The sequence below is a fragment of the Rathayibacter tritici genome, assembly GCF_002932875.1.
GTDB lineage: Bacteria > Actinomycetota > Actinomycetes > Actinomycetales > Microbacteriaceae > Rathayibacter > Rathayibacter tritici.
This window is the reverse complement of record NZ_PSWS01000053.1, coordinates 151920-176519: the sequence shown is the minus strand read 5'-3', so window position 1 is coordinate 176519 and position 24600 is coordinate 151920. Positions and strand designations below refer to the sequence as shown.

Here is a 24600-nt window from a genome sequence, read left to right as displayed (position 1 = left end):
CCCGGTCGCGCCCCGCAGGGAGAGCGGGACAATAATCTGAGGAAACCTCCCCCAGCGGCTGACGGTAGCACGAGCGGACCTGCGGCGCCGAAGTAGGCTGGCCCGGTGACGACGACCGCGCTCGAGCGCTTCCAGGCCCTACTGCGCGTCGACACCGTGTCCCACGCGGACGAGACGGCCACGGACTGGAGCCGCTTCGACGCGTTCCGCGAGCTCGTCGCCGAGCTCTACCCGGCGCTGCACGCGGCGCTGGAGTTCGAGACCGTCGCCGGGCACTCCCTCCTCTGGCACTGGCGCGGCGAGGAGTCGGGCGAGCCGGCCGTGCTGATGGCGCACTACGACGTGGTCAGTGTCACGGCGTCGGAGTGGTCGCACGACCCGTTCGCCGCCGAGACCGTCGTCGGCACCGACGGGCGCACCTCCGTGGTGGGCCGCGGCGCCCTCGACGACAAGGGCTCCCTCGTCGCCCTCCTCGAGGCGGTGGAGGCCTCCGTCCTGCGCGGCGAGCGACCCCGGAACGACGTGTACCTCCTCTCCACCCACAACGAGGAGACCGCCGGCGACGGCGCCCCCTCGGTCGTGACCCTGCTGGGCGCGCGCGGCATCCGGCCCCGCCTGGTGCTCGACGAGGGCGGCACGGTGCGGCGCGGCATCCTGCCCGGCGTGACCACTCCGATCGCCGTCATCGGCGTCACCGAGCGCGGGATCATGAACCTCGAGCTGACCTGCCGCGACGTCGGCGGCCACGCCTCCGCTCCGCCGCCCCCGCCCGGCCTGCTCGCGACCCAGCGGCTCGCCCGCGCGATCCACCGCCTGACCGAGAACCCGTTCCCCTCCACCCTCCCCGAACCGATCGCCGAGCTGGTGCGCGCCGCCGCCGACCACGCGGACGCGGCCCACGCTGTCTGGTACGCGCGCCCGCATGAGCATCCGGAGGCCGTCATCGGTGCGCTCGCCGCCCACTCCAACCGCGCGGCCGCGATGCTGCGGACGACCGTGGCGATCACCGAGCTGCGCGGCAGCACCGGCGCGAACGTCCTCGCCTCCACCGCCAGCGCCACCGCGAACGTCCGGATCAACCCGGGCGGCACCGTCGCGGGCGTGGTCGACCGCATCCGCGCCGTCATAGACGACCCCGCAGTCGAGATCGAGGTCAAGGTCGCGCACGAGCCCTCCCCCGTCTCCCCCACCGGCGAGCCCGGCGACGGCGGACCGTACGACCTGCTCCGTGCCGTCGTGCAGGAGTCGTTCCCGGAGGCGGTCGTCGCGCCCTACGTACAGACCGGCGGCAGCGACGCGCGGCACTTCCACGCGATCAGCGACCACGTGTACCGCTTCATCCCGTTCGAGATCAGCCCGCGACAGCAGCTCGGGATCCACGGGGCCGACGAGTCGGTCGAGGTCGACCAGTTCGAGCGCGCGATCGGTTTCTATGCGCGGCTGCTCGCGCGACTCTGAGGGTGCCGGCGGCGTCCGAGGTGCGGGCGGCGTCCCGGGTCCCGACGGAGGCGAGGAACCTGGGAGAAGCGTTCGATGACGCGCCAATCGGTGTTGGCCGCGTGTTCACCCCGCGATGATGGACTGGTTCCAGCGGGGCCGCCTCCGCTGAGACAGTGCGCAAGTGCCGACGCCGGGTCGCGTGATCCGGCTCCCGCCGATCGTGGAACCCGAGGATCATGTCCCTCCGCCAGGCCGAGTACCCCCGGCCCCACCACTTCATCCTTCACCTGAGCGACACCCACTTCATTGCCGGAGACGGCGGCCTGTACGGCTCCGACGTCGACAGCGAGGCCCAACTGCGGCTCCTGTTCGATGAGCTGGAGAACTCCGGCGGACGCCCCGAGGCGATCGTCATCACGGGCGACCTGGCCGACAAGGGCGAGTCGGCGGCGTACGCGAAGCTGCGCGCGGTCGTCGAGCCCGCGGCCGCTCGCCTCGGCGCCGAGGTGATCTGGGTAATGGGCAACCACGACGACCGCGGCGCATTCCGCTCGGGGCTGCTCGACCAGCTCCCGACCACGCAGCCGGTCGACCGGGTGCACGACGTGAACGGCCTGCGGATCATCGCACTCGACTCGACCGTTCCCGGTGCCCACTACGGCGCCATCTCCGGCGCGCAACTCGACTGGCTCGCGGAGGAGCTCTCCAGCCCGGCCCCGCACGGCACGATCCTGGCGCTGCACCACCCGCCGGTGCCGAGCGTTCTGGACCTGTCGGTGCTCGTGGAGCTGCGCGACCAGTCCGCGCTCGCGGAGGTGCTCGAGGGCTCCGACGTCCGCAGCATCATCGCGGGACACCTGCACTACTCCTCGACCGCGATGTTCGCCGGCATCCCCGTCTCGGTCGCCTCGGCCACCTGCTACACGCAGGACTTGAATGTGCCGGTCGGAGCGACGCGCGCCCGCAACGGGGCGCAGGCCTTCAACCTGGTCCACGTCTACGACGGCACGGTGCTGCACTCGGTGGTGCCGATCGGGGCCTCGACCGAGGTGTCCTACGTCTCGGCGGTCGAGACGCAGCGGATCCTCGCGGACCACGGCGTCGAGATCGCGGCGGCGGCGACGGCTCCGGTGACGCGCGACGTCGCGCTGTACCCGCCGCTCGCGGAGCCTGTGGGCGTCAGCGCATAGGGGGCCCGTCGTGCGATTTGCAGGGGCCGGTCCGGTCTGCAGGGCCCCGTCCGATTCGCAGGGCCCCGTCCGATTCGCAGGGCCCCGTCCGATTCGCAGGGCCCCGTCCGATAAGCAGGGGATACATCCTAGAGAGCGCTCTCGTCCGCTCTGGAGCAGCTCGGCCGTCGAGATCTCCTGCACATCGCACGGCTGCCTGCACACCGTGCTGTCCCGCGGGGAAGCGTGCGATGAGCAGGGGACCGTGCCATGAGCAGGGGATCCCTCTCGGAGAGCGCTCTCGTCCGCATGAAGAGGGCACGGCGGTCCAGATCCCCTGCACATCGGACGAGGGCCTGCACATCGAACGAAGGCCTGCACACCGGACGAGAGCCTGCACATCGCGCGGCGCGGCTCGCGCTCAGTCCTCGCGCTCCCAGGGGGCCGGGATCGGGTAGTACTCCTCGAGGAAGCCGATCACGGCCTTGGTGCGCGCCTCCGCCGAGATCTCGGGGAAGCTGCCGTCGTTGAGGCAGAAGAAGTCGACTCCGCGGTTCTTCAGGAGCTTGCGCATGTCTTTCAGGCCCTGGTGCATCGTCGTGTCGACGTACTTCACTGCGGCGTTCTCCTGCACGACCGCCCGCCCGGTCATCAGCGCGTAGTAGTGGTAGAGCGAGTTCGTGACGGAGACGTCGCTCGCCGAGCGGAAGCGGCTGGCGGCGGTTGCGGTGAACTCCGGCTCGAACTCTGTCTCCAGCTCGGCCATCACGCTCTTGCGGAGCGGAGTGGCGGCGTGCTCGAGGTGGCGCGTCGTCATTGCCCCGAAGCGCTCGCGCAGCAGGCGCCGGTTGACGCGGGCCGCGTTCTCGAAGCCGCTGCGCGAGGCGTTGGAATCGCCCATGCCGATGCGCGTGGTCGCCTCGATGAACTTGGTGATGCCTCCGGGCGAAAAGAAGATCGACGGATCGACCGGGCGCCCGAAGAACATGTCGTCGTTGGAGTAGAGAAAGTGTTCGGCCAGGCCCGGGATGCGGTGCAGCTGGCTTTCGACCGCGTGGGAGTTGTGGGTGGGCAGCACCGAGAGGTCGCGGAAGTGGTCCTCGCTGCGCACGAGCGTCACGTCGGGGTGCTCGTCGAGCCAGCGCGGACGCGGGGAGTCGGTGACGATGTAGATGTGCCGGATCCACGGCGCGTACATGTAGACGCTGCGCAGGGCGTACTTCAGCTCATCGATCTGGCGGAAGCGCGCGGGGGCGTCGTCGCCCTCGCCCACCACGTAACTGGACATCCGGGCCGCGCGGGCGCGCTGGAACTCGAGATCGGTGCCGTCCACCCACGAGAAGACGATGTCGACCTCGAAGCGGATGTCGCTCACCAGCGGCTCGAACATGCCCTCGAAGGTCGGCCAGGTGCGGCCGTACGCTTCAACGTGCGCGTCGATTGCCTCGGCGACGGGGAGGCTGTTGCGCATCAGCGCGTTCTCGGCGGGAGTGATGATTTCCTCCTCGCCGACCTTCCACAGCTCCAGGCGGACGCCGCTCCTGGCGCCGTAGCGCAGCGATCCGGTGGAGGAGACGCGCGGACGGAACAGCTTGAAGACGGCGGCGCGCGGGTACGGAGCGAGAACTCCCTCGGCCAGCAGCTGCGGCGGGGTTCCGCGTTTGTCGACGGTCTTCGCGTAAAAGGGCTCGGTGGCGAACGCGCGAGCCAGCAGGGTCGCCAGCTCGGCGCCGAGCACGCGGTCGACCGCGAGGAACGGCGAGCCGTCGGTGCCGCGGATGAGGCGGTAGGGGAATTCGGCGGCGTCGAGGACCTCGCCGATCGCGATCAGGTCCTCGGTCCAGGCCGCGCGCGGCGTCGTACTCGAGTTCACCAGCGAGAACAGGCCGGCGTGGACCACGACATCGTCGCGGTCGAAGTGGCGCGGGCGCAGGAGTGGTGACGGAAGAGCACGGACGGAAGGCATGATTCACATTATCCGCCGTGGATTTCGTGCGTGTGACCGGGCCGTCAGCTTGACAGCGACTCCAGACGGCTCATCGCCTTCTCGGCGGCCTTCGCGGCCCGGCGGGCGCGATGCCGCTCCTCGGCCGCGACGACACCGAGCGCGAAGGCGCCCTCGCCGCTGCGGTCGGTCTCGTCGAGGATCAGCGTGCGAGCAGCGAGCGCGTCGCGCTCCTCCCCCAGGGCGTCCGCGAGCTCCTCAGCCGTCTCGGCGAACGAGCGACGGCGGGCACCGACGGCCTCGGGGACGACCGCACGCCAGGCCTCAACGGTGTAGCGGAGTCGCTTCGCCGCCTTCCGCAGGTCGTGCCGGGCCTTGAGCGAGCCGCCCGACATCGCCGCGCGGGCGTCCGCGATCCGCGAGAGCTCCTTCGCGACCGAGCGACGCACCAGCGTCGTCGCGCTCGAGTTTGCCTTGGCGGTGCGGGGCGGATCGGCGAGCACGACGTCGAGCGAGGCGAGGAGCGCGAGGTAGCGGCCGCCGCGCAGGGTGCGGGCGACGCGGCGCAGCGCTGCCGCGTGCCTCCGCTCGATCTCCTCCAGCAGAGCGGAGGGGGCGCTCGGGGCGCCCTGGACCGCGGCGAGGGACGCGCGGAACCGGGCGGTGAGGACCTCCTGATCGCGGGCGGCGCCCAGGACGCCGCCGAGCCAGCGCAGCTCGTCGCGCACGGGGTCGGTGGCCGCGCGATCGAGCACGGAGCGGGAGGCGGCGAGAACGGAGCGGAGTCGGCGGGTGAGGACGCGCATCCGGTGCAGGGCGTCATCGGCCTCGAGGCGCACGCGTGGGTCGACGGCGCGCAGCTCCCGCAGGAGTGTGCGGACCGCGGCGAGCGCCGCCTCCCCGCCGTCACGCGGATCCGCGACTGGCTCGTCGATCGGGCCGCCCGTCGCGCGCGCGAGCTTGGAGGCGCTCTCGGCCGGGCGGGCGCCCGCGGCGAGGAGGCGCTGCTCGATCGCGTCGAGGATCCGCTCCCCCTCCTCCCCCGAAACGTCGACCAGCTCGACCTCCCACTCGCGCCAGCGCCGCTCGCGTCCGGTGCGCTGGTCGCGGGCGGACACGAGGTCGTCGGCAATCTCGGCGAGCTGCCTGCCCCGGGAGTCGACGGCGCGGGTGATCGAGCGGACGGTCTCGAGCAGCGCCAGCGGTTCGAGCGGTGCCCGCCCGACGTGGCCGAGTACGGGCTCGCGGACGGCGGACGGCACGGTCCGCGAGGGCGTGAGGTCCGTGTGGATCTCGGTGCGGCCGGAGGAGCCGGGCAGTTTGACGTGCCAGCCCTGGTCGGCTCCGCCCTCGCGACGGCGCAGGGTGATGCGCGCCCGGGAGAGCGCGCGGTCGACGGTGTCGAAGTACTCGGCGCGCAGCGTCACCGGCTGCTCCGCGCGCGCTGTCGCCACGCTCCCGGCGCCGACGAGGTCGGGGAGGCGAGTGCCGGCGTCCACGTCGTACGTGCGCTCGACCTCGGTCTGCACCCTCCGCGCGCCGCCCGCCGGGGATGTCGCCGACTTGTTCTCCGCACCGCTGGCCATGGCTCCATTGTGGTCACGCGCGGGGCCCGACGGGCACCCGGGGCGGCCTGGCGCGCCCTCGCCCTAGGCTGGAGCGATGACCGTGCCCGTTCCGCCCGTCGCCCGCCGTGTCCCCCTCGAGCGCCGTCATCACGGCGACGTGGTGCTCGACCCCTACGAGTGGCTGCGCGAGAAGGAGAACCCCGAGGTGATCGCGCACCTCGAGGCCGAGAACGCCTATACCGAGGCGACGCTGGCTCCCCTGGCGCCGCTGCGCGAGCGCCTGTTCGAGGAGATCCGTTCCCGTACGAAGGAGACCGACCTCTCGGTCCCCGTGCGTGAGGGCTCGTGGTGGTACTTCTCGCGCTCCTACGAGGGCCGCCAGTACGCCGTGCACTGCCGCGCGCCGATCACCGGGCCGGACGACTGGACGCCGCCGTCGATCGCCGAGGGCGGCCCGCTGGTGGGCGAGCAGGTCGTTCTGGACGGCAACGCGCAGGCGGAGGGGCACGACTTCTTCTCGCTCGGCAGTTTCGACGTCTCCGCCGACGGCCGCTACCTCCTCTTCGGCACCGACGTCGAGGGCGACGAGCGGTACACCCTGCGCATCCGCGACCTCCAGACCGGCGAGGACCTGCCCGACGTGATCGAGGGCACGGGAGGCGGTGCGACCTTCGGTGCCGACGCGCGGTTCGTCTTCTACCCGACCGTCGATGCGTCGTGGCGCCCCGACACCATCTGGCGCCACGCGGTCGGCAGTGGGGCTCCCGACGAGGTCGTCTTCGCCGAACCCGACGAGCGGTACTGGATCGGAGTGGGGCTCACCCGCAGCCGCCGCTTCCTCGTCATCGAGATCGGCAGCAAGATCACCAGCGAGTGCCTGCTGCTGGACGCGTCGGACCCGACCGGCTCCTTCCGCTCGGTCTGGCCGCGCCGCGAGGGCGTGGAGTACGAGGTGGAGCACGCCGTCGTCGATGGGCGCGACCGCCTCCTGATCGTGCACAACGACGGTGCGCTCGACTTCGAGATCGTCGAGGAGCCGGCTGACCTGTCGCTCGACGCCGATGCCCGCGCCCGTGAGCGCCGCGTCGTCGTGCCGCACCAGGAGGGTCGCCGGATCGAGGGCGTCGACGCCTTCGCCCGGCACGTCGTCGTCTCCTACCGCTCCGAGGGAGCCACCCGGCTCGGGCTGCTCCGCGAGGACGGCGGCGACGCACGGCTCGAGGAGATCGTCTTCGACGAGCCGCTCTACGACGCGGGCCTCGCCGGTAATCCGGAGTGGGAGCAGACCTCGCTCCGCCTCGCGTACACCTCCTTCATCACCCCTTCGACCGTGCTCGCGCTCGACGTCGCGACCGGCGAGCGGACGGTCCTCAAGCAGCAGCCGGTGCTCGGCGAGTACGATCCCGCGCTCTACGTGCAGCGGCGGGAGTGGGCGGTCGCCGAGGACGGTATGCGCGTGCCGCTCTCGCTCGTCTGGCGCCGCGACGCCGCCGACCCGGACTCGGCGCCCGCGCCTCTCCTGCTCTACGGCTACGGCTCCTACGAGGCGAGCATCGACCCGGGCTTCTCGATCGCGCGCCTCTCGCTGCTGGACCGCGGCGTCGTCTTCGCCATCGCCCACGTGCGCGGCGGCGGGGAGATGGGCCGCTCCTGGTACGAGAACGGGAAGACGCTGACCAAGCGGACGACCTTCACCGACTTCGTCTCGGCGGCCCGGCACCTGGTCGACGCGGGGTTCACGACTCCGGAGCGGCTGGTCGCACAGGGCGGATCCGCCGGCGGCCTGCTGATGGGCGCGGTCGCCAACCTCGCTCCGGAGGCGTTCGCCGGGATCCTCGCACAGGTGCCGTTCGTCGACGCGCTCACGTCGATCCTCGATCCGTCGCTGCCGCTGACGGTGATCGAGTGGGACGAGTGGGGCGACCCGCTGCACGACGCCGAGGTGTACGCCTACATGAAGTCGTACTCGCCCTACGAGAACGTGCGGGAGGGTGTGCAGTATCCGCGGATCCTCGCCACGACGAGCCTGAACGACACCCGGGTGCTCTACGTGGAGCCGGCGAAGTGGGTGGCGCGACTGCGCGAGGTCGGTGCTCCCGTGCTGCTGCGCACCGAGATGACGGCGGGGCACGGCGGAGTCAGCGGGCGCTACGAGCGCTGGCGCGAGATCGCCTTCGAATACGCCTGGACGCTGGACGTGCTCGGCCTGGCGTGATCTGGTCGGCGTGATCTGGTGGGCTCGACCTGCTCGCCGCAAGCCCCTCCACCCGTTGTCAGCGGCCAGTAGGGTCGGGGTGCCGACGGAGGGAAGAGCATGAGCGCAGGCTTGTCGATCGACCGGATCGCCGCATGGGTGGCGGATCAGAGATGGTACGCGAGTAAGGGGCGGCGACCCGAGCTGGAGGTCCGCGGCGCGTGGTCGCTGCACCTCGGCGACGCGGAGGTGGTGGACCATTTCTTCCTCGACCGGGCCGGAACCAGCCCGGTCCTCTACCAGGTGCCGGTGACGGTGCACCCGGCCCCCGTGGCCGGACTCGAGGACGCCCTCGTCTACTCCGACGACGCGCGCTGGGTGTACGACGCGCCGCGCGACCCGGCGTTCGCGCGCGCCCTGCTCGGCATGATCGCCGACGGCGGCCGCTCCGACACGGATGGCGCCCAGGGTGGTGCCGGTGCCGAGGGCCACCGGCAGCCGGGAGCCGTGATCGGAGCGTTCGCGTCATCGGCGGTGCTCAGCGGCGAGCAGTCGAACACGTCGGTGATCATCCGCACTACCGCAGACGACGGATCCGCCGCGACTCCGGTGATCGTGAAGGTCTTCCGCGCCCTGCACCACGGCGACAACCCGGACGTGACCGTTCAGTCGGCCCTCAACGCCGCCGGCAGCGCCCTCGTCCCACCCGTGATCGGCAATGTGACCGGCGAGTGGGACGACGAGGGCGAGGAGACGGGTCGAGCCTTCGGCCACCTCGCCTTCGCGCAGGAGTTCCTCCCCGGCGTGCAGGACGCCTGGCGCGTCGCTCTCGAAGCGGTCGCCGCCGACTCCGACTTCACCGGCCCCGCCCGCGAGCTGGGCCGGGCCACCGCCGAGGTGCACGCGACGCTCGCCGAGGTCATGCCGACCGAAGACACCACGTCCGAGGTCGTCGAGCGGATGGTCGCGACCATGCGCCGGCGGCTGCGTATCGCGTCGGCCGAGGTCCCCGTCATTGCCGAGGACTCGGAGGCGATCGAGGCCGTGTTCCGGGCCGCCGAGGGCGCGCCGTGGCCGCGGCTCCAGCGCATCCACGGCGACTACCACCTCGGCCAGGTACTCTCGGTGCCCAGCCGCGGCTGGGTGCTGCTGGACTTCGAGGGCGAGCCGCTGCGGCCGATGCACGAGCGTCGACTGCCGGATGTGGCACTGCGCGACGTCGCCGGGATGCTGCGTTCCTTCGACTACGCGGCCGGGGCGCAGGAGCAGGCCGCGCCTGGCACCTCCCGGGCGGCCTGGTCGGCTCGGAGTCGTGCCGCCTTCCTCGATGGGTACACCGAGCGAGCCGGCGATGCGGTAACCGCGCACCGGGCGGTACTCGACGCTTTCGAGCTCGACAAGGCCGTCTACGAGGCGATCTACGAGGCGCGCAACCGGCCCGAGTGGCTGTCGATCCCGGTCGCCGCGGTGCAGCGCCTCGCCGGACGCTCGTAGGGTGGCAGGCATGAGCGAGCACACCGACGGACCCGACGGCACCGACAGCACCGATAAGACGAAGCCCCTCGACCCGCTGAGCGACTTCAGCATCCCGGGCGACACCGACCTGCACACGACCGGCGACGCGTCGGGCGCCGACGGTGACGACGTCGCGGAGCCGGGAGCCGACGAGGACTGACGGCCCGGGAGGCGCCCTGGCTCAGCCGAGTAGTTCGTGATCGACACGTGCGAATCCATCTCGATCAATGGTCTTTTGCATGCGCCTCATGCTTGCGTATTTGTATCCCAAAAAAGGAAATCCAGAGAAGCCCGACGACCACGAGGTGCAACACCACATATGCGACAGTCAGAATAACGGTTTGCGAAACCGGCGTGAGGAAATAGACATTCCCTTCGACTGTTCGACACATGGACGCGGGCGGCAGCAATTGGTCGGTAACATCACCAATCCTTTGGTGGAGACGGTCGGCTGACGCGGCTCGGCCGCATGCGACGATCTGCTGCTGGTTGTCAGACCGCATCAGGTTCAGCACGCCAAGGGGTACAGCCGCGGTCCAGATTGGTATTCCGATCATCACCAGCGTGGCGAGACTCCACATGATGCGTCGTTGCCTTGTCTGAACGTGCAACGTACGCCATCCGACCATAACCAGGACCAGCACCTGGACGACGAATGCTATGCCGACAAGGGGAGAATCGGTTGCTGTCAGCCCGATCGCGCAGAGGAGCGCCACGATGGCGAGGATGAGCACCGCGAAATCACCGAGATTGTGCTCGGCTTCGGTCGCCTGATCGTTGGAAGGGGTCATTTTCCAGTAATCCTGAATTTTAGGTCGTCAACCAGTGCACAGCGGCGTTGTAGGCATTGGTATAGCTACCACCGAACCGCCCGTCGAAGAACTGCTTGTATTTCGTCCGGTAGCCGCCCGAAGTCGCTGTGCAGTACGTCCGCATCGCCGCTGATACCGATGTCGTCTTCCCCTTTGCGAGGAGGCCGAGAACGTAGCCGTCGATATCCGCCTGGTGATCATCGGCATCAAATTTTCCTCGGCGGCCGATCCATGCCCGGTAGAATGAGTATGGATCACGTTCTTCGCCCGAGTTACGTGAGTTCGCGTAGTCGACGAAAGTCTGGGTCACGTCACCCGACCATCCGAGGAAGTCACCCGCACTGGAGGCCGATGTGTCGGTGGGTACGCCGTAGTAGCGAGCGCCGGTCATCGCGGCAATCATGTGATCGACGGACATCATCGTGGACAGATCGGGGCCGACCGTGTGATAGACACGCTCGCGGCTCTTGGCCTGAACGAACGAGATGAATTCTTTGTCGACGGTGCCGGCAAGACTTTCCCACTTCCAGTCCGTGTAGTGGGGCGAGCGGAGGAACTGCAATGTCAGGTCGTTCGGGCTGTCCGGTGGAGGCCCGGAGCTAGACGGCTTGAACGCGACGGCTTGGAGGACGTCCATCGGGTCGAACTGGGCCTGGTCGTCGAGCGCGACCGCGGCCGTGCTGGGGAACGGGACGTCGGGCTCGCCGACGAGGCGGGTCGCGAGGCCGAAGCGGCGAGCGGTGGCGTGCTCCTTCAGCACGGCGAACAGGCGGCCCGGGCGCTCAGAGCCAACCCCAGCGCCTGAAGAGCCGGTGCAGCACCACGCTGGAGACGACCATCGCCGCGAGCGACGCCGGATAGCCCCAGGCGACATGCAGCTCGGGCATCACGTCGAAGTTCATGCCGTAGATGCTCGAGATCATGGTCGGCGCGAAGAAGATGGCCGCCCACGCCGAGATCCGCTTGACTTCGTCGTTCTGCTGGTTGCCGACCTCCGCCAGCTTCTTCATGTCCTCGTTCTGGCGCTGGGCGACGAGGGTCGCGTTCACGGCCAGGATCTCGCGGAGCGTCGTGCGGAAACCGTCGACCCGCTCGGTGACCAGCGCGACATGGTCAGCGACGTCGCGGATGTAGCGGCGCAGCTCCACATCCGACTGGAACACCTCGAAGTCGGTGACGAGCCGGGTGAGCATGCCGGTCAGCGGAGCGACCGCGCGCTGGAAGTCGAGCACTTCCTGGCTGAGCTCGTAGATGCGGCGGGACACCGCGGGGTCGCCCTCGAAGACCTGCGCCTCGATCTCGTCGATGTCGTTCTCAAGACCCGCGACGACGGGCGAGTACTGATCCACCACGGCGTCGAGGATCGCGTAGAGCACGGCGACCGGGCCGACGCGCAGCAGCTCCGGGTCGGCCTCCATCCGCCGCCGCACCAGCGAGAGGTCGGGCTTCTCGGAGTGGCGGACCGTGACGACGAAGTTCGCGCCGACGAACAGGTGCAGCTCGCCGAAGTCGACCTCCTCGCGCTGGTCGGCGTAGCTGGCGGCGCGCAGCACCACGAACATGTCGCTGCCGTAGCGCTCGAGCTTGGGCCGCTGGTGCGCACTGATCGCGTCCTCGAGGGCGAGCGGGTGCATGGAGAACTCGTCCTCGAGCGCCGCCAGCTCGGCCGCGTTCGGCCGGTACAGGCCGATCCATGCCATCGCGTCGGGCAGCTTCTGCAGGGCGGCGAGCGCCTCCGGGATGCTGCCCGGCGAGACCACCCGGCGGCCGTCCTGGTAGATCGCGTTGTCGACGGTGCTGGTGCGCGTCGGCTCATCGTCCGGGCGGAGTCGCTGGATCGGTGCGGTGTCCTCGGCGGCCGCGCGGGTGCGCGAGCCCAGCCCGAGGATCGTCGCGGGGACGCGGGGTAGCTTCACGACCTTCTCCTCTTGCTCGACCGACGCCCTATTGTGCACCCCGGGGTGAACGGCAGGTGTCCGGTGCGCCACCGGTGTCGGAGGCTCTCACTAGCCTGGAGTCGCTCCCCGGACGACGCAGAGAAAGGACGACCGTGAAGCTGCTGCACACCTCCGACTGGCACATCGGCCGCACCTTTCACGGGCACTCCACCGTGGCGGCGCTCGCGACGGTGCTTGAGGCCCTCGTCGAGACGGTGAGCGCCGAGCAGGTCGACGCGGTGCTGATCGCCGGAGACGTCTTCGACTCCGCCGTTCCCGCCGCCGAGCACTACACGCTGCTCACCCGCACCCTCGAGGCGATCCGCGCGGCCGGGGCGGACGTCGTGCTGACCAGCGGCAACCACGACTCCCCCGCCCGGCTCGGCTTCCAGGCTGGGCTGCTGCGCACCGCGGGCGTGCACGTGCTCACCGATCCGGAGGCGTACGCCGAGCCGGTTGTGCTCCGCGATGGGTCCGGTCTCGAGGTGGGCGTGCACGGCATCCCGTTCCTCGAACCGGCGCTCTACCGCCACCGGCACCCGGAGGAGCCGCTGCGGCGCCACGAGGACGTGCTCGCCTTCGCGATGCGCCGGGTCCGTGCCGCCGCTGAGGCCGCCGGTCGGCCCTGGGTCGTGCTCGCGCACTGCTTCGCCGTCGGAGCCCCGCCCGCGGTGCTCGAGCGCGACATCACGGCGGGCGGGCTCGACTATGTCTCGGTCGAGCACTTCGCCGCCGCCGACTACGCGGCGCTCGGGCACATCCACGGGCGGGCCGAACTCACGCCGAGCGTGCGGTACTCCGGGGCGCCGCTGCACTACTCGTTCGGCGAGGCCGCGAAGCCGCGCGGCGCCTGGCTGGTGACGATCGGAGCCGAGGGGCTGGCGGGCGTTGAGTGGTCGCCGCTCCCGGTGCCGCGGCGGCTGAGCGTGATCGAGGGCGAGCTCGAGCAGCTGCTGCGCGATCCTTCCCTAGCCGACGTGGAGGGCGACTGGGTGTCGGCGGTACTGACGGATTCTGTACGCCCGCTCGACGCGATGGCGCGCCTGCAGTCGCGGTTCCCGGGCTGCGCGACGCTCGAGCACCGGCCCCCGCACGCCGCCGCCGAGCCGCCCGCCTACGCCGAGCGGGCCCGCGGGCGGAGCGACGTCGAGGTCGTCGACGACTTCCTCGCCCACGTCCGCGACGGCCACGGCGCCACCGCCGCCGAGCGCGCCCTCACCCTCGACGCTCTCGCAGCGGTCGACGCCGAGGCGCTGCGGTGAGGATCCGCCGCCTCGCGTTCGCCGGCCTCGGTCCGTTCCGCGCCGAGCAGTGCATCGACTTCGACCGGCTCGAAGACGTGGGCGTCTACCTCATCGCCGGCCGCACGGGCGCCGGAAAGTCGACGATCCTCGACGCGATCGCTTTCGCGCTCTACGGCTCGGTCCCGCGTTTCGACGGCACGGCCTCGCGCCTGCGGAGCGACCACAGCGGGCCCGAGGACGAGACCTTCGCCGAGCTGGAGTTCGAGGCGGCGGGGCGCGTCTACCGGGTGCGCCGCTCGCCCGAGTATGCGCGGCCCAAGCGTCGCGGTCCGGGGACGACCACTCAACCCGCGAAGGTCGAGCTGCTGGAGCAGATCGACGCCTCGTGGGTCGGCCTCTCATCCAGCGCCAAGGAGGTGGCCACTGACATCGGCCGCATCGTCGGGCTGACGAAGGACCAGTTCCTCCAGGTGATCCTGCTGGCGCAAAACCGCTTCCACGAGTTCCTGCTCGCGAAGAACGACGACCGGCAGCGGCTCCTGCGCACCCTCTTCGCGACCGAACGCTTCGATCTGCTCCGCCGGCGCCTGCTGGAGCAGCGCGATGCGAGCGCCGTGGGGCTGGAGGAGGAGCGAGCGGCCGTGACCGCACTCGCCGACGAGGCCTCCCGGCTCATCGACGACGGTGCAGAACCGCCCACTCCCGATGCGGCCTGGTTCGCCGGGCTGCCGGCCCGTCTCGCCGCCCCGCTCGACGAGGCCCGGTCCGACGCCGCGACCGCCGACGCAGTGCAGGCAGCGGCGAGCACCGCTCTCGACGAGGCCCGTCGCATCGCCCGCGGGCAGGAGCGGCGCCGACTCGCGCTGATCGAGGCGGAGGAGCTGGCGGTCGCCGAGGCGCACGTCGAGCGCCAGCGGGCGGCGATCGAGCGCGCCCGCCGCGCCGACGGAGTGCTGCCGCTGCTCCGTTCGGCCCGCGCCGCCGACGAGAAGGAGCGGGCGGCGCTGCAACAGCGCGACCTCGCGGCAGAGGCCTACGGCGACTCCGCCGCAGGGCCGGCCGCCGAGACGGCCGAGCACCTCGCCGCCGTGCTGGGCGCGCTGACCGAGGCGCTGGCCGAGGAACGCAGGCTCCCCGAAGCGGAGCGTGCCGCTGAGCGCACCGCCCGCGCCGAGCAGACGGCCGCGAACACCCTGGCCGGTGTGGAGGAGGAGCTGCGCGAGCTGCCCGCTCGAGTGGATGCGCTCGCCGAAGAGGAGGAGTCCCTCGCCGACGAGGCCGCCGCCGTTGCCGCCCGCGCCGAGGAGCTCGCCGCCGTCGAACGGAGGATCGCCGCGGTCCACGAGCGCGACCTCGCCGCCGCGGAGTTGCACCGGTTGCGGACCGCCTACGCCGACGCCGCTCGTGCGCACGGCGAGCGCGCCGCCGAACAGGCCGCCCTCATCGCGCGCCGGTTCGCCGGATTCGCCGGCGAGCTGGCCGAGCGCCTGGAGCCGGGAGCGCCATGCCCGGTCTGCGGCTCGCCGGAGCACCCCCGCCCGGCCGATCACGACGGACCGACGACGGTCGGTACCGCCGACCTGGACCGCGCGCACACCGCGGTCCAGCGCGCTTCCGCCGCCCTCGACTCCGCCCGGGAGCGCGAGGGCATCGCCGCCCTCGCCCTGGCAGCGCTCGACGAGCGAGTCGGCGACGATGCCGACCTGGACTCGCTCCGCTCGGCCGACGAGGAGCGTCTGGCCTCGGCCCGGGCTGCCGCCGCCCGCGTGGCGGAGCTCCGGCACGAGCGCACCCGGCTGCGCTCCAGGATCGACGCCATCACGAGCGACAGGGACGCCGCCAGCATCGAGCATCAGGCCCGTGTCGGCGAGGCCGCCCTCGCCGCCGAGGCGCTGAGGCTGCTACGGGAGCGGGTCGAGATCTCGCGGGACGGAGCGGAGAGCGTCACGGCGCGCGTCGCCGACCTCAGTGCCCAGCGCCGCCGAGCCGTCGCCCTGGTCGAGGCCGAGGAGGCGGCGGGCGCCCGCGCCGAGGCCGCCGCCGTTGCCCGAGCCGAGCTCGCCCAGGTTCTGGCCGAGCGCGGTTTCGCCACGCCTGAGGAGGCCGAGTCCGCCGCACTGGCGAGCGGCGACCGCGCCCGCGCTGAGGCGGCCGTCGCCGAACACGAGCGGCGCCGCAACACCACCGAGGCGACACTCGCCGAGCCCGAGCTCCGCGCACTGCCCAGCACGCCCGCCGACGTCTTCGCCGCGGAGGAGCACTCGCGCGACGCCTCCGCTCGCCGCGACGAGGCGCGAGCTCGACTCTCCGTGCTAGAGCACCGCTCCTCGCGCCTGGCCGAGCTCGCTGCAGTGGCCGCGGGCCGCCTCGGCGCGCTCGACGAACGCCTCCGCCGCCACGAGGAGTTGCGCGCCCTGGCCGAGACCGTCTCGGGCCGCGGGCAGAACACCCGCAGGATGGATCTGGAGGCCTTCGCGCTCGCCGGCAGGCTGGAGGAGATCGTCGCCGCCGCGAACCTCCGCCTCGACGCGATGACCAGTGGCCGCTACGCCCTCGCTCACGACGACTCGCTCGCCTACCGCGGCGCTGCCTCCGGCCTCGGGATCGACGTGCTCGACGCCTTCACCGGCGTCCGGCGGCACCCCGCCTCGCTGTCCGGCGGCGAGACCTTCCTCGCCTCGCTGGCCCTCGCACTCGGCCTGGCCGACGTGGTGACGGCGCAGTCCGGCGGGATCTCGCTCGAGACCATGTTCATCGACGAGGGCTTCGGCTCGCTCGATGCCGAGACGCTGGAGACGGCGCTCGGCACGCTCGACGCGCTGCGCTCCGGCGGCCGCACGATCGGCCTGATCAGCCACGTCGATGCGATGCGCGAGCGGCTGCCGATCGGCCTGCGCGTCGTCGTCGGACCCCGCGGCGACAGCACGATCCTCACCGGCTGAGGCGGCGCCGACGCGGTGGGGCGGGAGCCTCGGTCGGTGCGGCCGCAGAGGCCGATACGGCCAGAGAGGCCGAGGCCGGCGACGCGGCCCGACGACGCGGGCGGGCGTCGCCGCGCCCGCTGCTAGGGTCATCCGCAGTGACACGGGGTGCCCGCCTGGGCTGAGAGAAGACCCGTTGAACCTGATCTAGTTCGTACTAGCGAAGGGATGTCGCGAATGAGTATTCGCACGCCTGTCCACCCGCCCCTCCCCGCCGACACGGCCGCCGACCCGGCGCCCCGTGCGGTGCCCGGCCCGGCGTCCGTCGGTCGCGATCTCGTCGCCCTCCGCGCCGCCGAGCCGCTCGTGCAGTGCATCACGAACGCGGTTGTGACCGGCTTCACCGCGAACAGCCTGCTCGCCCTCGGCGCCAGCGCAGCGATGTGCGATCTGCCCGGCGAGGCGGGCGTCTTCGCGGGTATCGCCTCCGCCGTCCTCGTCAACCTCGGCACGCCCGGAGCGGAGCAGCGCGAGGGCGCGCGGGAGGCGGTCGCCGCGGCCACCCGCGCCGGTACCCCGTGGGTGCTCGATCCCGTCGCCGTCGGCCCGCTGCCCGTGCGCACCGTTCTCGCCGTCGAGCTGCTGGAGGCGCGGCCCGCGATCATCCGCGGCAACGCCTCCGAGATCCTCGCCCTGGCGGGAGCCGGTGCGGGCGGGCGTGGAGTGGACGCGGTCGACACCGCCGAGCAGGCCCTCGACTCCGCCCGAGACCTGGCCCGCCGCACGGGCGGCGTTCTCGCCGTCTCGGGAGCGATCGATCTCGTCACCGACGGCGAGCGCGTCGTCCGGGTCACCGGCGGCCACCCGCTGCTGACCCGGGTGACCGGCGGCGGCTGCGCGCTGGGCGCGGTGATGGCCGCATTCCTCGGCGCAGGGGTCCGCCCGCTCGACGCCGCCGTCAGCGCCTCGGCCGTGTGGGGCCTCGCCGCCGAGCGTGCCGCCGCAACGAGCAGTGGCCCCGGGTCCTTCGCCGTCGGCCTCCTCGACGCCCTCGCGGCCCTCGGGCCGGCCGAGGCCGAGTCGGGCGCGCGGATCGCATGAGCGTCGACCTCTCGCTCCACCTCGTCACCGACACCGCCCAGTGCGGCGCGCGCGGCGTGCCCGCCGTGGTCGCGGCGGCGGTCGCGGGCGGAGTCACGACCGTCCAGATCCGCGATCACGATGCCTCGGCCGCCGAGCTCGTCGCCCTGACCCTCGCGGTCGCCGCTGTTCTCACCGAGCGCACCACGCTGCTGGTCGACGACCGTGTCGACGTGGTCCTCGCCGCCCGCTTCGCTGGTGCCCGCGTGCACGGTGTCCACCTCGGGCAGTCCGACCTCCCCGTCGTCGCCGCGCGCTCACTCCTCGGAGCCGACGCCGTGATCGGCCTCACCGCGAACACTCCCGCGCACCTCGCAGCCGTCCGCGCCCTGCCAGCGGGCACGGTCGACTACCTCGGCGTCGGCGTGATCCGGCCGACCTCGACCAAACCTGACCACCCCGCGCCCCTCGGCATCGACGGATTCGCGGCCCTCGCCACCGCGACGCCACTGCCCTGTGTCGCGATCGGCGGAGTCGGAGCGCAGGACGCGGCTCCGCTCCGGTGTGCCGGTGCAGCGGGACTCGCCGTGGTCTCGGCGGTCTGCACCGCCGCGGACCCCGCGGAGGCCGCCCGCAGCATCCGGGCGGAGTGGGACCGATGACCGCCGGCAGCGCCCCGTCCCGCACCACCGCAGCCTCCGTCGGCACCCCAGAAACCCCCGCCACCCCTGCCAGCCCACTCGCCCCGCGCAGCCCACTCGCCTCGCGCATCCCGCTCCCCCCGCGCATCCCCCGCGTCCTCAGCATCGCCGGCACCGACCCGACCGGCGGCGCGGGCATCCAGGCCGACCTGAAGACCATCGGTGCGCTCGGCGGCTACGGCATGGCCGTTGTCACCGCCCTCGTCGCGCAGAACACGCACGGTGTCCGCTCCGTGCACCTGCCGCCCGCCGCGTTCCTCCGCGAGCAGCTCGACGCGGTGAGCGACGATGTGACGATCGATGCCGTGAAGATCGGGATGCTCGCCACGGCCGAGTACGCCGGAGTCGTCGCGCAGTGGCTCGATGACGTGCGCCCGCCCGTCGTGGTCGTCGATCCGGTGATGGTGGCCAGCAGCGGGCACCGGCTGCTCGCCCCCGAGGCCGAGGAGGCCGTGCACGGCCTGCTCCGTCGGGCCGACCTGGTGACGCCGAACCTCCCCGAGCTGGGCGTGCTCGCCGGAGCCGCCACCGCCTCCGACTGGCCGACCGCGCTCGCGCAGGGCGCCGCCCTCGCGCGCACTCTCGACGCGGCCGTTTTGGTGAAGGGCGGCCACCTCGACGGCCCCGCCACTCCGGACGCGATCCTCACCCCCGACGGCCGGGTGCGCGAAGTACCCGGAGTGCGCGTCGCCACCGCGAACACCCACGGCACCGGCTGCTCGCTCTCCTCTGCGATGGCGACGCTCCTGGCCGGCCGCGGCGCCGGTTCCGACGCGCTGGTCGAGGCGCTGATCGAGGCGAAGGAATGGCTGACCGGCGCCCTGCGCGCCGCCGACGCGCTCGAGGTCGGCTCCGGTCTCGGCCCCGTCGACCACTTCCACCGCCTCCGCCCGCCGACGTTCTGCACGGGTGTCTGGGAGGAGACGAGGGAGCTCCGCGATGAGATCGACACGCTGCCGTTCGTCCGGGCGCTCGGCGACGGCTCGCTGCGCCGGGAGGACTTCGAGTGGTACCTGGAGCAGGACGCGCTCTACCTCACCGAGTACGCGCGGGTGCTGGCCGTGGCGGCACAGCGGGCGCCGACCACCGCCGAGCAGGTCTTCTGGGCCGAGGGCTCGGCATCCGCTCTCGCGACGGAGGCGCAGCTGCACCGCGACCGGCTCGGCAGCAGGGAGGCGCAGCACGCCCCGGTCACTCGCAGCTACGTCGATCATCTGCTCGCGGTCGGTGCCCGCGGCGGCTACGGCGAGATCGTCGCCGCCCTGCTCCCCTGCTTCTGGCTCTACGCCGACGTCGGCTCCCGCCTGGCTGCCGCGGGCCACGCGGAACACCCCTACGCGGACTGGCTGCTCAGCTACGCCGATCCGGTGTTCGAAGCCGCCACCGAGAGGGCGATCGTGATCACTGAGCAGGCAGCCGCAGACGCCACGCCGCGGGAGCGCGCTGCGATGCGAGAAGCGTTCCTGCGCTCGAGCGTCTTCGAGCGGGACTTCTTCGCGGCTCCGCTGGACCGGGCGCTGATCCGCTGATCGCGTCCGGTCCACGCGCCGCTCAGCCGATCGCCTCGCGCAGGACGTGCATGAGCGCGTCCAGCTGCACCGTGTCAGCCGAGGCGGTCTCGGCGTCCGCACCGTCGAGCGCGCGGGCGGCGAGGCCCGCCTTGGCATCGATGAGTTCGGCGATCTTCGCGTCGATCGTATGCGCCGCGATGATCCGCCAGGCCGTGACCGGCTCCTCCTGACCGATGCGGTGCACACGATCGATGGCCTGTGTCTGCTCGGCCGAGGTCCAGGACAGCTCGGCAAGCACCACGTTCGAGGAGGCTTGCAGGTTCACGCCGACGCCCGCCGCGGTGAGTGAGCAGACAGCGACCGAGACGTCGGGGTCCTCGTTGAAGGCGTCGATCTGGGTCTGCCGGAACGCCGCGGTCTGGTCGCCGCGGATGGACACCGAGGCGAGCTCGCGCTTCTCGAAAGTCTCCTCGGCCTGATCCATCACGTCGATGTGTTTGGCGAAGAAGACCACCTTGCCTACCGAGCGGGCCAGCTGCGAGGCGTAATCGGCGGCCAGTGCCGCCTTCGCCTGGCCGATCCGGCGGACCATCGTGAAGACGTTCTCGCCGGTCTTGGCCGACTTCGACTCCTCCAGCTCGCTCTGCGCCACGATGCGGATGAACCGCTCGCGCTCGTCGTCGTCGAGCTCGTGCGTGATCGAGGCGGTGACGGCCCGGAAACGCTGGAGCATCCGCGCTCCGAGCTCACGCTCGGCCTTCTGAATGGAGCGACCGAGGTCGTCGTCGAGTTCGACGGGCAGGTCGACGATCCGCTTCGAGGGCAGATCAGCGGCGACGTCGATCTTCTTGCGTCGGACGATGCCGAGGTCGATGACCGCCTCGCGCGCCTCCGGGTAGAAGCCGGTGTCGGCGGGAGTCAGGCCCGTCTCCTCCAGGCGGCCCAGGAGATCCGGCCCCGGCTTGGTCTCGTCGATCCAGCCGAGGAAGCGCCAGATGGCGCGGAAGTCGTCGACGTCGTTGATCAGCGGAGTACCGGTGAGCGCGATCATCAGCGGGTCGTGTCCCGGAGTGGTCTCGCGGATCCTCGAGGCCAGCGCGAGCACGCTCTGCGAGCGCTGCGAGCGGAGGTTCTTGATGAAGTGCGCCTCGTCGACCACCATGCCGCGAAAGCCCAGGCTCCCGAGCCAGCCGATGTGCCGGTCGAGGATGTCGTAGTTGACGATGACCACGTCGGCGAACGCGTCGAGCGTGCCGCCGTCACCGTGGATCACCGTGGCGCGGCGCTGCGGGGTCCAGTGCTCGACCTCGCGCGCCCAGTTCATCTTGACGACGTTCGGCACCACCGCGAGCAACGGGTACGCACCCACGACGGAGGCGGCGAGCAGGCTCTGCGCGGTCTTGCCCAGGCCCGGCTCGTCGGCGAGTAGGAAGCTGCGGTGGCCCTCGCGGGCGCTCTCGATGAAGCGCGCCTGGTGCGGCATCAGCTCGCGCCCACGCGGGGAGACGCGGTCGAGTTTCGGCGGCTCCGGGAGCTCCATGCTCGCGGCCCGTCCGCCCGCGCCGTACTCGAAGGCCTTGAAGAGCGGACCGAGCAGCTCCCAGTCGTCCAGCCGGCGGCGCGGCGCCGGGGCTACGGCCTCCGCGATCGAGAAGTCCGGCGGGAGGAAGGGGTTCGCCAGCTGGCGCGCACGCACCGACGGGGGCACGACCTGGTTCACCGCCACCTCGGCCTTGGGCTCCGGTTCGGTCACGATCACAAGCTCGTCGGGGCTCAGCTCGGCACCCGCCTCCAACAGCCAGTCGCGGCGCAGCTTCTGCGCGGCCGGCGTGACGCCCGCCTCCGATTCGAGCAGCGCGATCAGGCTGGTGTCGCGCGCGGCCGTCTTGGCGAGGATCGTGGCGATGCCGTCGAGGCGCTTCATCTCCTCGGCGCGCTGGGCCTCGCTGAGCGAGGTGTCGACCTTGACCCGCTTGCGCTCCTCGCGCATCAGCAGGGCGATCACCAAGAATTTCGTCCGGTTGGTCGGCCCGACCTTGCCGGTCTGGGCCTTCGCCTCCACCTCGCGGACGCGGCGGGCGAGGATCGGAATGATCCCCGCGTTGTCCACACCGCGCGAACGCGATCGGGGTCGGCTCCCGGCGGCGTTCGACGCTCGACGCGTCTGTCCGGACTGACGCTGGCCGCTGCGAGCCATGCTCCTCCTCGATGTGTGACGGGGGCGGAGGAGGGATTCCCGCGCGCTGCCGTCGCCGTGCATCCGCCGGATCGCCTCCGGGGAGACGACGGGCGTCGGTGCATCCGGTGGCTGTCAGGAGCTCCGAGCAACGGGTCTGAAACCCGGTCGCAGCGTCCCCGGCGTGCGGATGCAGAAGAAGTCTACTCCTCGGCGGGCTCTCGGCGGTCCTGCGCCGCGCGGGGAGGCGCGCCCGACGTCACTCCGGGGTCGGGACGCGGATGATCAGCCCGGCGGCGACGAAGACGCCGACCGCGGCGAGGCTCAGTGACGACCAGACCGCGTCCGGAAAAGCGAACGGCAGCACCGGGTTCCACAGCACGAGCACCGGGACGAGCCCGATCAGCCACAGGAAAGCGCGCGCCTGGATCGCGAACCAGCCGATCACCGCCGCGAGGATCGCTACCGGGTACCGGATCACGTCATAGGCATCGGAGCCGACGAGGGCGAGCCCGGCCAACAGCACGATCGCTGCCAGGATCCCGGGCGCGAGCGCCATCCGCGCCCGGTCCCGCGAGGGGTAGCGGGCGGCGGTCGTCCTGGTCGGCTTGCGGGTGCTCACCTCTCGATCGTACGGGGGCCGATACCCCACCCGGGTACGGACGGCGGAGCGTAGGCTGGCGGAGTGATCGAGGACCTCAAAAAGCGTTCGCTGCACCGTGCCCGCATCCTCGGCGGCCAGATGCGCGGCCTCGAGCGGATGATCGAGAACGAGGACTACTGCGTCGACATCGTCACGCAGTCCCTCGCCATTCAAAAGTCGCTCGGCTCGCTGAACAAGCTCATCGTCGAGAACCACCTCCGCACGCACATCACCGCGATGTTCGAGGAGGGCGGCGACGCCCGCGAGGCCGCGATCGCCGAACTCGTGACCATCTTCGAGCTCTCCCACAACCGCTCGTGAGCGCCGCACTCATCGCCGCCGCCAGGAACCGTCCGCTGCTGCTCGACGGCGGCCTGGGCACCGAGCTAGAGGCGCAGGGGGCCGCTGTCGACTCCGCCCTCTGGAGCGCTCGGGTCCTGCTCGAAGAACCTGAGCGGATCGTCGCCGCCCACCGCGCGTTCGCCGAGGCGGGCGCACGGGTGGCGGTGACCGCGAGCTACCAGGTGTCGGCGAGCGGATTCGCGGCCGCGGGCCTTGCTCCCGGGCTCACCGAGCACGCGCTCCGCGAGAGCGTCGCGCTGGCCAGGCGGGCGCAGAGCGGGTGGGTCGCCGCCTCCGTCGGCCCCTACGGTGCGAGCCTCGGCGACGGCTCCGAGTACCGCGGCGACGACGATCTCACCGTGGACGAGCTCGTCGCCTGGCACCGCCCCCGCCTCGAGGCGCTGGCCGCGGCCGGCCCGGACCTGCTCGCGGTCGAGACGATCCCCTCCGTCCGGGAGGTGCGCGCCGTCGTGGCCGCCCTCGCGGGCTCCTCCATCCCCGCCTGGATCTGCGTGAGCGGACGCTCAGGCCGAACCGCGGCCGGGGAACCCCTGGCCGAAGCGTTCACCGTCGCCGCCGCCTCCGTGGAGGTGATCGGCGTCGGAGTGAACTGCTGGCCCCCCGGTGACGTCGCCGAGGCTACGCGCATCGCCCGCTCGGTCACCCGCAAGCTGGTCGTCGTCTACCCCAATAGCGGTGAGGAGTGGGACGCCGTCGGTCGCCGCTGGACGGGCGACGCGGCCTTCGATCCGGCACTCGTCGCCTCCTGGCGCGCGGCGGGCGCTGACCTGATCGGCGGGTGCTGCCGAGTCGGTCCGGCGGCGATCGCCGCTCTCGGCCGCAGCCTGGAAGAGGACGCATGACTTCTCTGCGAGCCGTCCTCGGCGACCTCACCCGCGAGCACGTCGACGCGATCGTGAACGCCGCGAACTCGTCCCTCCTCGGCGGGGGCGGCGTCGATGGAGCAGTTCACCGCGCGGGCGGTCCGGAGATCCTCGCCGCCTGCCACCGGCTCCGCGAGACCGAGTTGCCCGGCGGCCTGCCCGCCGGCTCGGCCGTCGCCACCACCGCAGGCCGCCTCCCGGCCCGCTGGGTCGTGCACACCGTCGGCCCCGTCCACTCCCGCTCGGAGGACCGCAGTGCCGTTCTCGCCTCCGCTTATCGCGAATCGGTTCGTATCGCGGTCGGCCTCGGCGCACACACGGTCGCCTTCCCGGCTGTCTCGGCGGGCGTGTACGGCTGGCCGATGGACGACGCGGCGCGCATCGCGGTGGAGTCGGTGCGGTCGGCGACCGTCGACGGCGCCCTCGACGAGGTTCGCTTCGTGCTTTTCTCGGAGGCCGCCCTCGCCGCGTTCGAGGCCGCCCTCGCCGCAGAGTGACGGGGAGGGGAGCCGACCAGC

At 71.8% G+C, this 24600-nt stretch carries 20 protein-coding genes and 1 riboswitch; of the genes, 13 read left to right on the top strand and 7 right to left on the bottom strand.

Annotated features, from left to right (window positions below):
• Positions 1 to 105 precede the first annotated feature (105 nt).
• A complete protein-coding gene (locus C5D07_RS09290; RefSeq protein WP_104259212.1) occupies positions 106 to 1458 on the top strand; it encodes a M20/M25/M40 family metallo-hydrolase in 1353 nt (450 codons plus the stop codon).
• A 218-nt stretch (positions 1459 to 1676) separates the two neighbouring features.
• Entirely contained in the window at positions 1677 to 2630 is a 954-nt protein-coding gene (locus C5D07_RS09285) for a phosphodiesterase (protein ID WP_068253869.1), read from the top strand.
• A gap of 400 nt (positions 2631 to 3030) precedes the next feature.
• Here C5D07_RS09285 and C5D07_RS09280 read toward each other — a convergent pair whose 3' ends face one another.
• Entirely contained in the window at positions 3031 to 4575 is a 1545-nt protein-coding gene (locus C5D07_RS09280) for a stealth family protein (RefSeq protein WP_068253872.1), read from the bottom strand.
• Between the two features lie 44 nt (positions 4576 to 4619).
• Complete coding sequence (locus C5D07_RS09275; protein WP_104259211.1) at positions 4620 to 6140, bottom strand: CYTH and CHAD domain-containing protein; 1521 nt, start codon at positions 6138 to 6140, stop codon at positions 4620 to 4622.
• Positions 6141 to 6216: 76 nt separating this feature from the next.
• Here C5D07_RS09275 and C5D07_RS09270 point away from each other — a divergent pair, with 76 nt between their 5' ends.
• From C5D07_RS09270 to C5D07_RS15780, 3 genes are all read left to right on the top strand, one after another.
• Positions 6217 to 8337 carry a S9 family peptidase gene (locus C5D07_RS09270; protein ID WP_104259210.1) on the top strand — a complete coding sequence of 707 codons (2121 nt, stop codon included), beginning with the start codon at positions 6217 to 6219 and terminating at the stop codon, positions 8335 to 8337.
• Between the two features lie 99 nt (positions 8338 to 8436).
• On the top strand, positions 8437 to 9810 hold the full coding sequence (locus C5D07_RS09265) for a maltokinase N-terminal cap-like domain-containing protein (RefSeq protein WP_104259209.1): 1374 nt from the start codon (positions 8437 to 8439) through the stop codon (positions 9808 to 9810).
• 10 nt (positions 9811 to 9820) lie between these two features.
• Positions 9821 to 9991, top strand: coding sequence for a hypothetical protein (locus C5D07_RS15780; protein ID WP_157593794.1), 171 nt, complete (start codon positions 9821 to 9823; stop codon positions 9989 to 9991).
• A gap of 64 nt (positions 9992 to 10055) precedes the next feature.
• Here the strand turns inward: C5D07_RS15780 and C5D07_RS09255 are convergent, their stop codons facing one another.
• The 3 genes from C5D07_RS09255 to C5D07_RS09245 are packed head-to-tail and all read right to left on the bottom strand — an operon-like array spanning position 10056 to position 12559.
• On the bottom strand, positions 10056 to 10622 hold the full coding sequence (locus C5D07_RS09255) for a hypothetical protein (protein ID WP_068253884.1): 567 nt from the start codon (positions 10620 to 10622) through the stop codon (positions 10056 to 10058).
• 19 nt (positions 10623 to 10641) lie between these two features.
• Positions 10642 to 11403, bottom strand: a complete 762-nt coding sequence (locus C5D07_RS09250; protein ID WP_104259208.1) for a hypothetical protein — start codon at positions 11401 to 11403, stop codon at positions 10642 to 10644.
• 22 nt (positions 11404 to 11425) lie between these two features.
• Positions 11426 to 12559: a magnesium and cobalt transport protein CorA gene (locus C5D07_RS09245; protein ID WP_084415906.1), complete on the bottom strand. Its 1134-nt coding sequence runs from the start codon at positions 12557 to 12559 to the stop codon at positions 11426 to 11428.
• Between the two features lie 134 nt (positions 12560 to 12693).
• Here C5D07_RS09245 and C5D07_RS09240 point away from each other — a divergent pair, with 134 nt between their 5' ends.
• The 5 genes from C5D07_RS09240 to thiD all read left to right on the top strand — a co-directional run bounded on the left by C5D07_RS09240 (position 12694) and on the right by thiD (position 20055).
• Positions 12694 to 13842, top strand: coding sequence for an exonuclease SbcCD subunit D (locus C5D07_RS09240; RefSeq protein ID WP_068253890.1), 1149 nt, complete (start codon positions 12694 to 12696; stop codon positions 13840 to 13842).
• On the top strand, positions 13839 to 16766 hold the full coding sequence (locus tag C5D07_RS09235; protein ID WP_104259207.1) for an AAA family ATPase: 2928 nt from the start codon (positions 13839 to 13841) through the stop codon (positions 16764 to 16766). Before C5D07_RS09240 ends, C5D07_RS09235 begins: the two co-directional genes overlap by 4 nt.
• A gap of 133 nt (positions 16767 to 16899) precedes the next feature.
• Positions 16900 to 16991: riboswitch (TPP riboswitch) on the top strand.
• Complete coding sequence (gene thiM / locus C5D07_RS09230) at positions 16983 to 17846, top strand: hydroxyethylthiazole kinase (RefSeq protein ID WP_084415907.1); 864 nt, start codon at positions 16983 to 16985, stop codon at positions 17844 to 17846. (Overlaps the previous riboswitch by 9 nt.)
• Positions 17843 to 18487 (top strand): thiamine phosphate synthase, encoded by a 645-nt coding sequence (gene thiE / locus C5D07_RS09225; RefSeq protein ID WP_068253896.1) that lies wholly within the window; start codon positions 17843 to 17845, stop codon positions 18485 to 18487. Before thiM ends, thiE begins: the two co-directional genes overlap by 4 nt.
• Positions 18484 to 20055, top strand: a complete 1572-nt coding sequence (gene thiD / locus C5D07_RS09220) for a bifunctional hydroxymethylpyrimidine kinase/phosphomethylpyrimidine kinase (RefSeq protein ID WP_084415908.1) — start codon at positions 18484 to 18486, stop codon at positions 20053 to 20055. The genes thiE and thiD overlap by 4 nt, the downstream gene beginning before the upstream one ends.
• 22 nt (positions 20056 to 20077) lie before the next feature.
• On the opposite strand, the gene C5D07_RS09215 is transcribed toward thiD, so the two are convergent.
• Complete coding sequence (locus C5D07_RS09215) at positions 20078 to 22234, bottom strand: DEAD/DEAH box helicase (protein ID WP_104259206.1); 2157 nt, start codon at positions 22232 to 22234, stop codon at positions 20078 to 20080.
• Positions 22235 to 22472: 238 nt separating this feature from the next.
• The gene (locus tag C5D07_RS09210; protein ID WP_237358156.1) at positions 22473 to 22835 is read right to left on the bottom strand and encodes a DUF6804 family protein; all 363 of its coding nucleotides are present in this window, start codon (positions 22833 to 22835) and stop codon (positions 22473 to 22475) included.
• Between the two features lie 63 nt (positions 22836 to 22898).
• Between C5D07_RS09210 and C5D07_RS09205 the strand changes: the two genes are divergently transcribed.
• The 3 genes from C5D07_RS09205 to C5D07_RS09195 are packed head-to-tail and all read left to right on the top strand — an operon-like array spanning position 22899 to position 24579.
• Positions 22899 to 23177: a metal-sensitive transcriptional regulator gene (locus C5D07_RS09205; protein WP_068253902.1), complete on the top strand. Its 279-nt coding sequence runs from the start codon at positions 22899 to 22901 to the stop codon at positions 23175 to 23177.
• Positions 23174 to 24061, top strand: coding sequence for a homocysteine S-methyltransferase (gene mmuM, locus C5D07_RS09200; RefSeq protein WP_104259205.1), 888 nt, complete (start codon positions 23174 to 23176; stop codon positions 24059 to 24061). Before C5D07_RS09205 ends, mmuM begins: the two co-directional genes overlap by 4 nt.
• Complete coding sequence (locus tag C5D07_RS09195) at positions 24058 to 24579, top strand: O-acetyl-ADP-ribose deacetylase (protein ID WP_104259204.1); 522 nt, start codon at positions 24058 to 24060, stop codon at positions 24577 to 24579. Before mmuM ends, C5D07_RS09195 begins: the two co-directional genes overlap by 4 nt.
• Positions 24580 to 24600 lie beyond the last annotated feature (21 nt).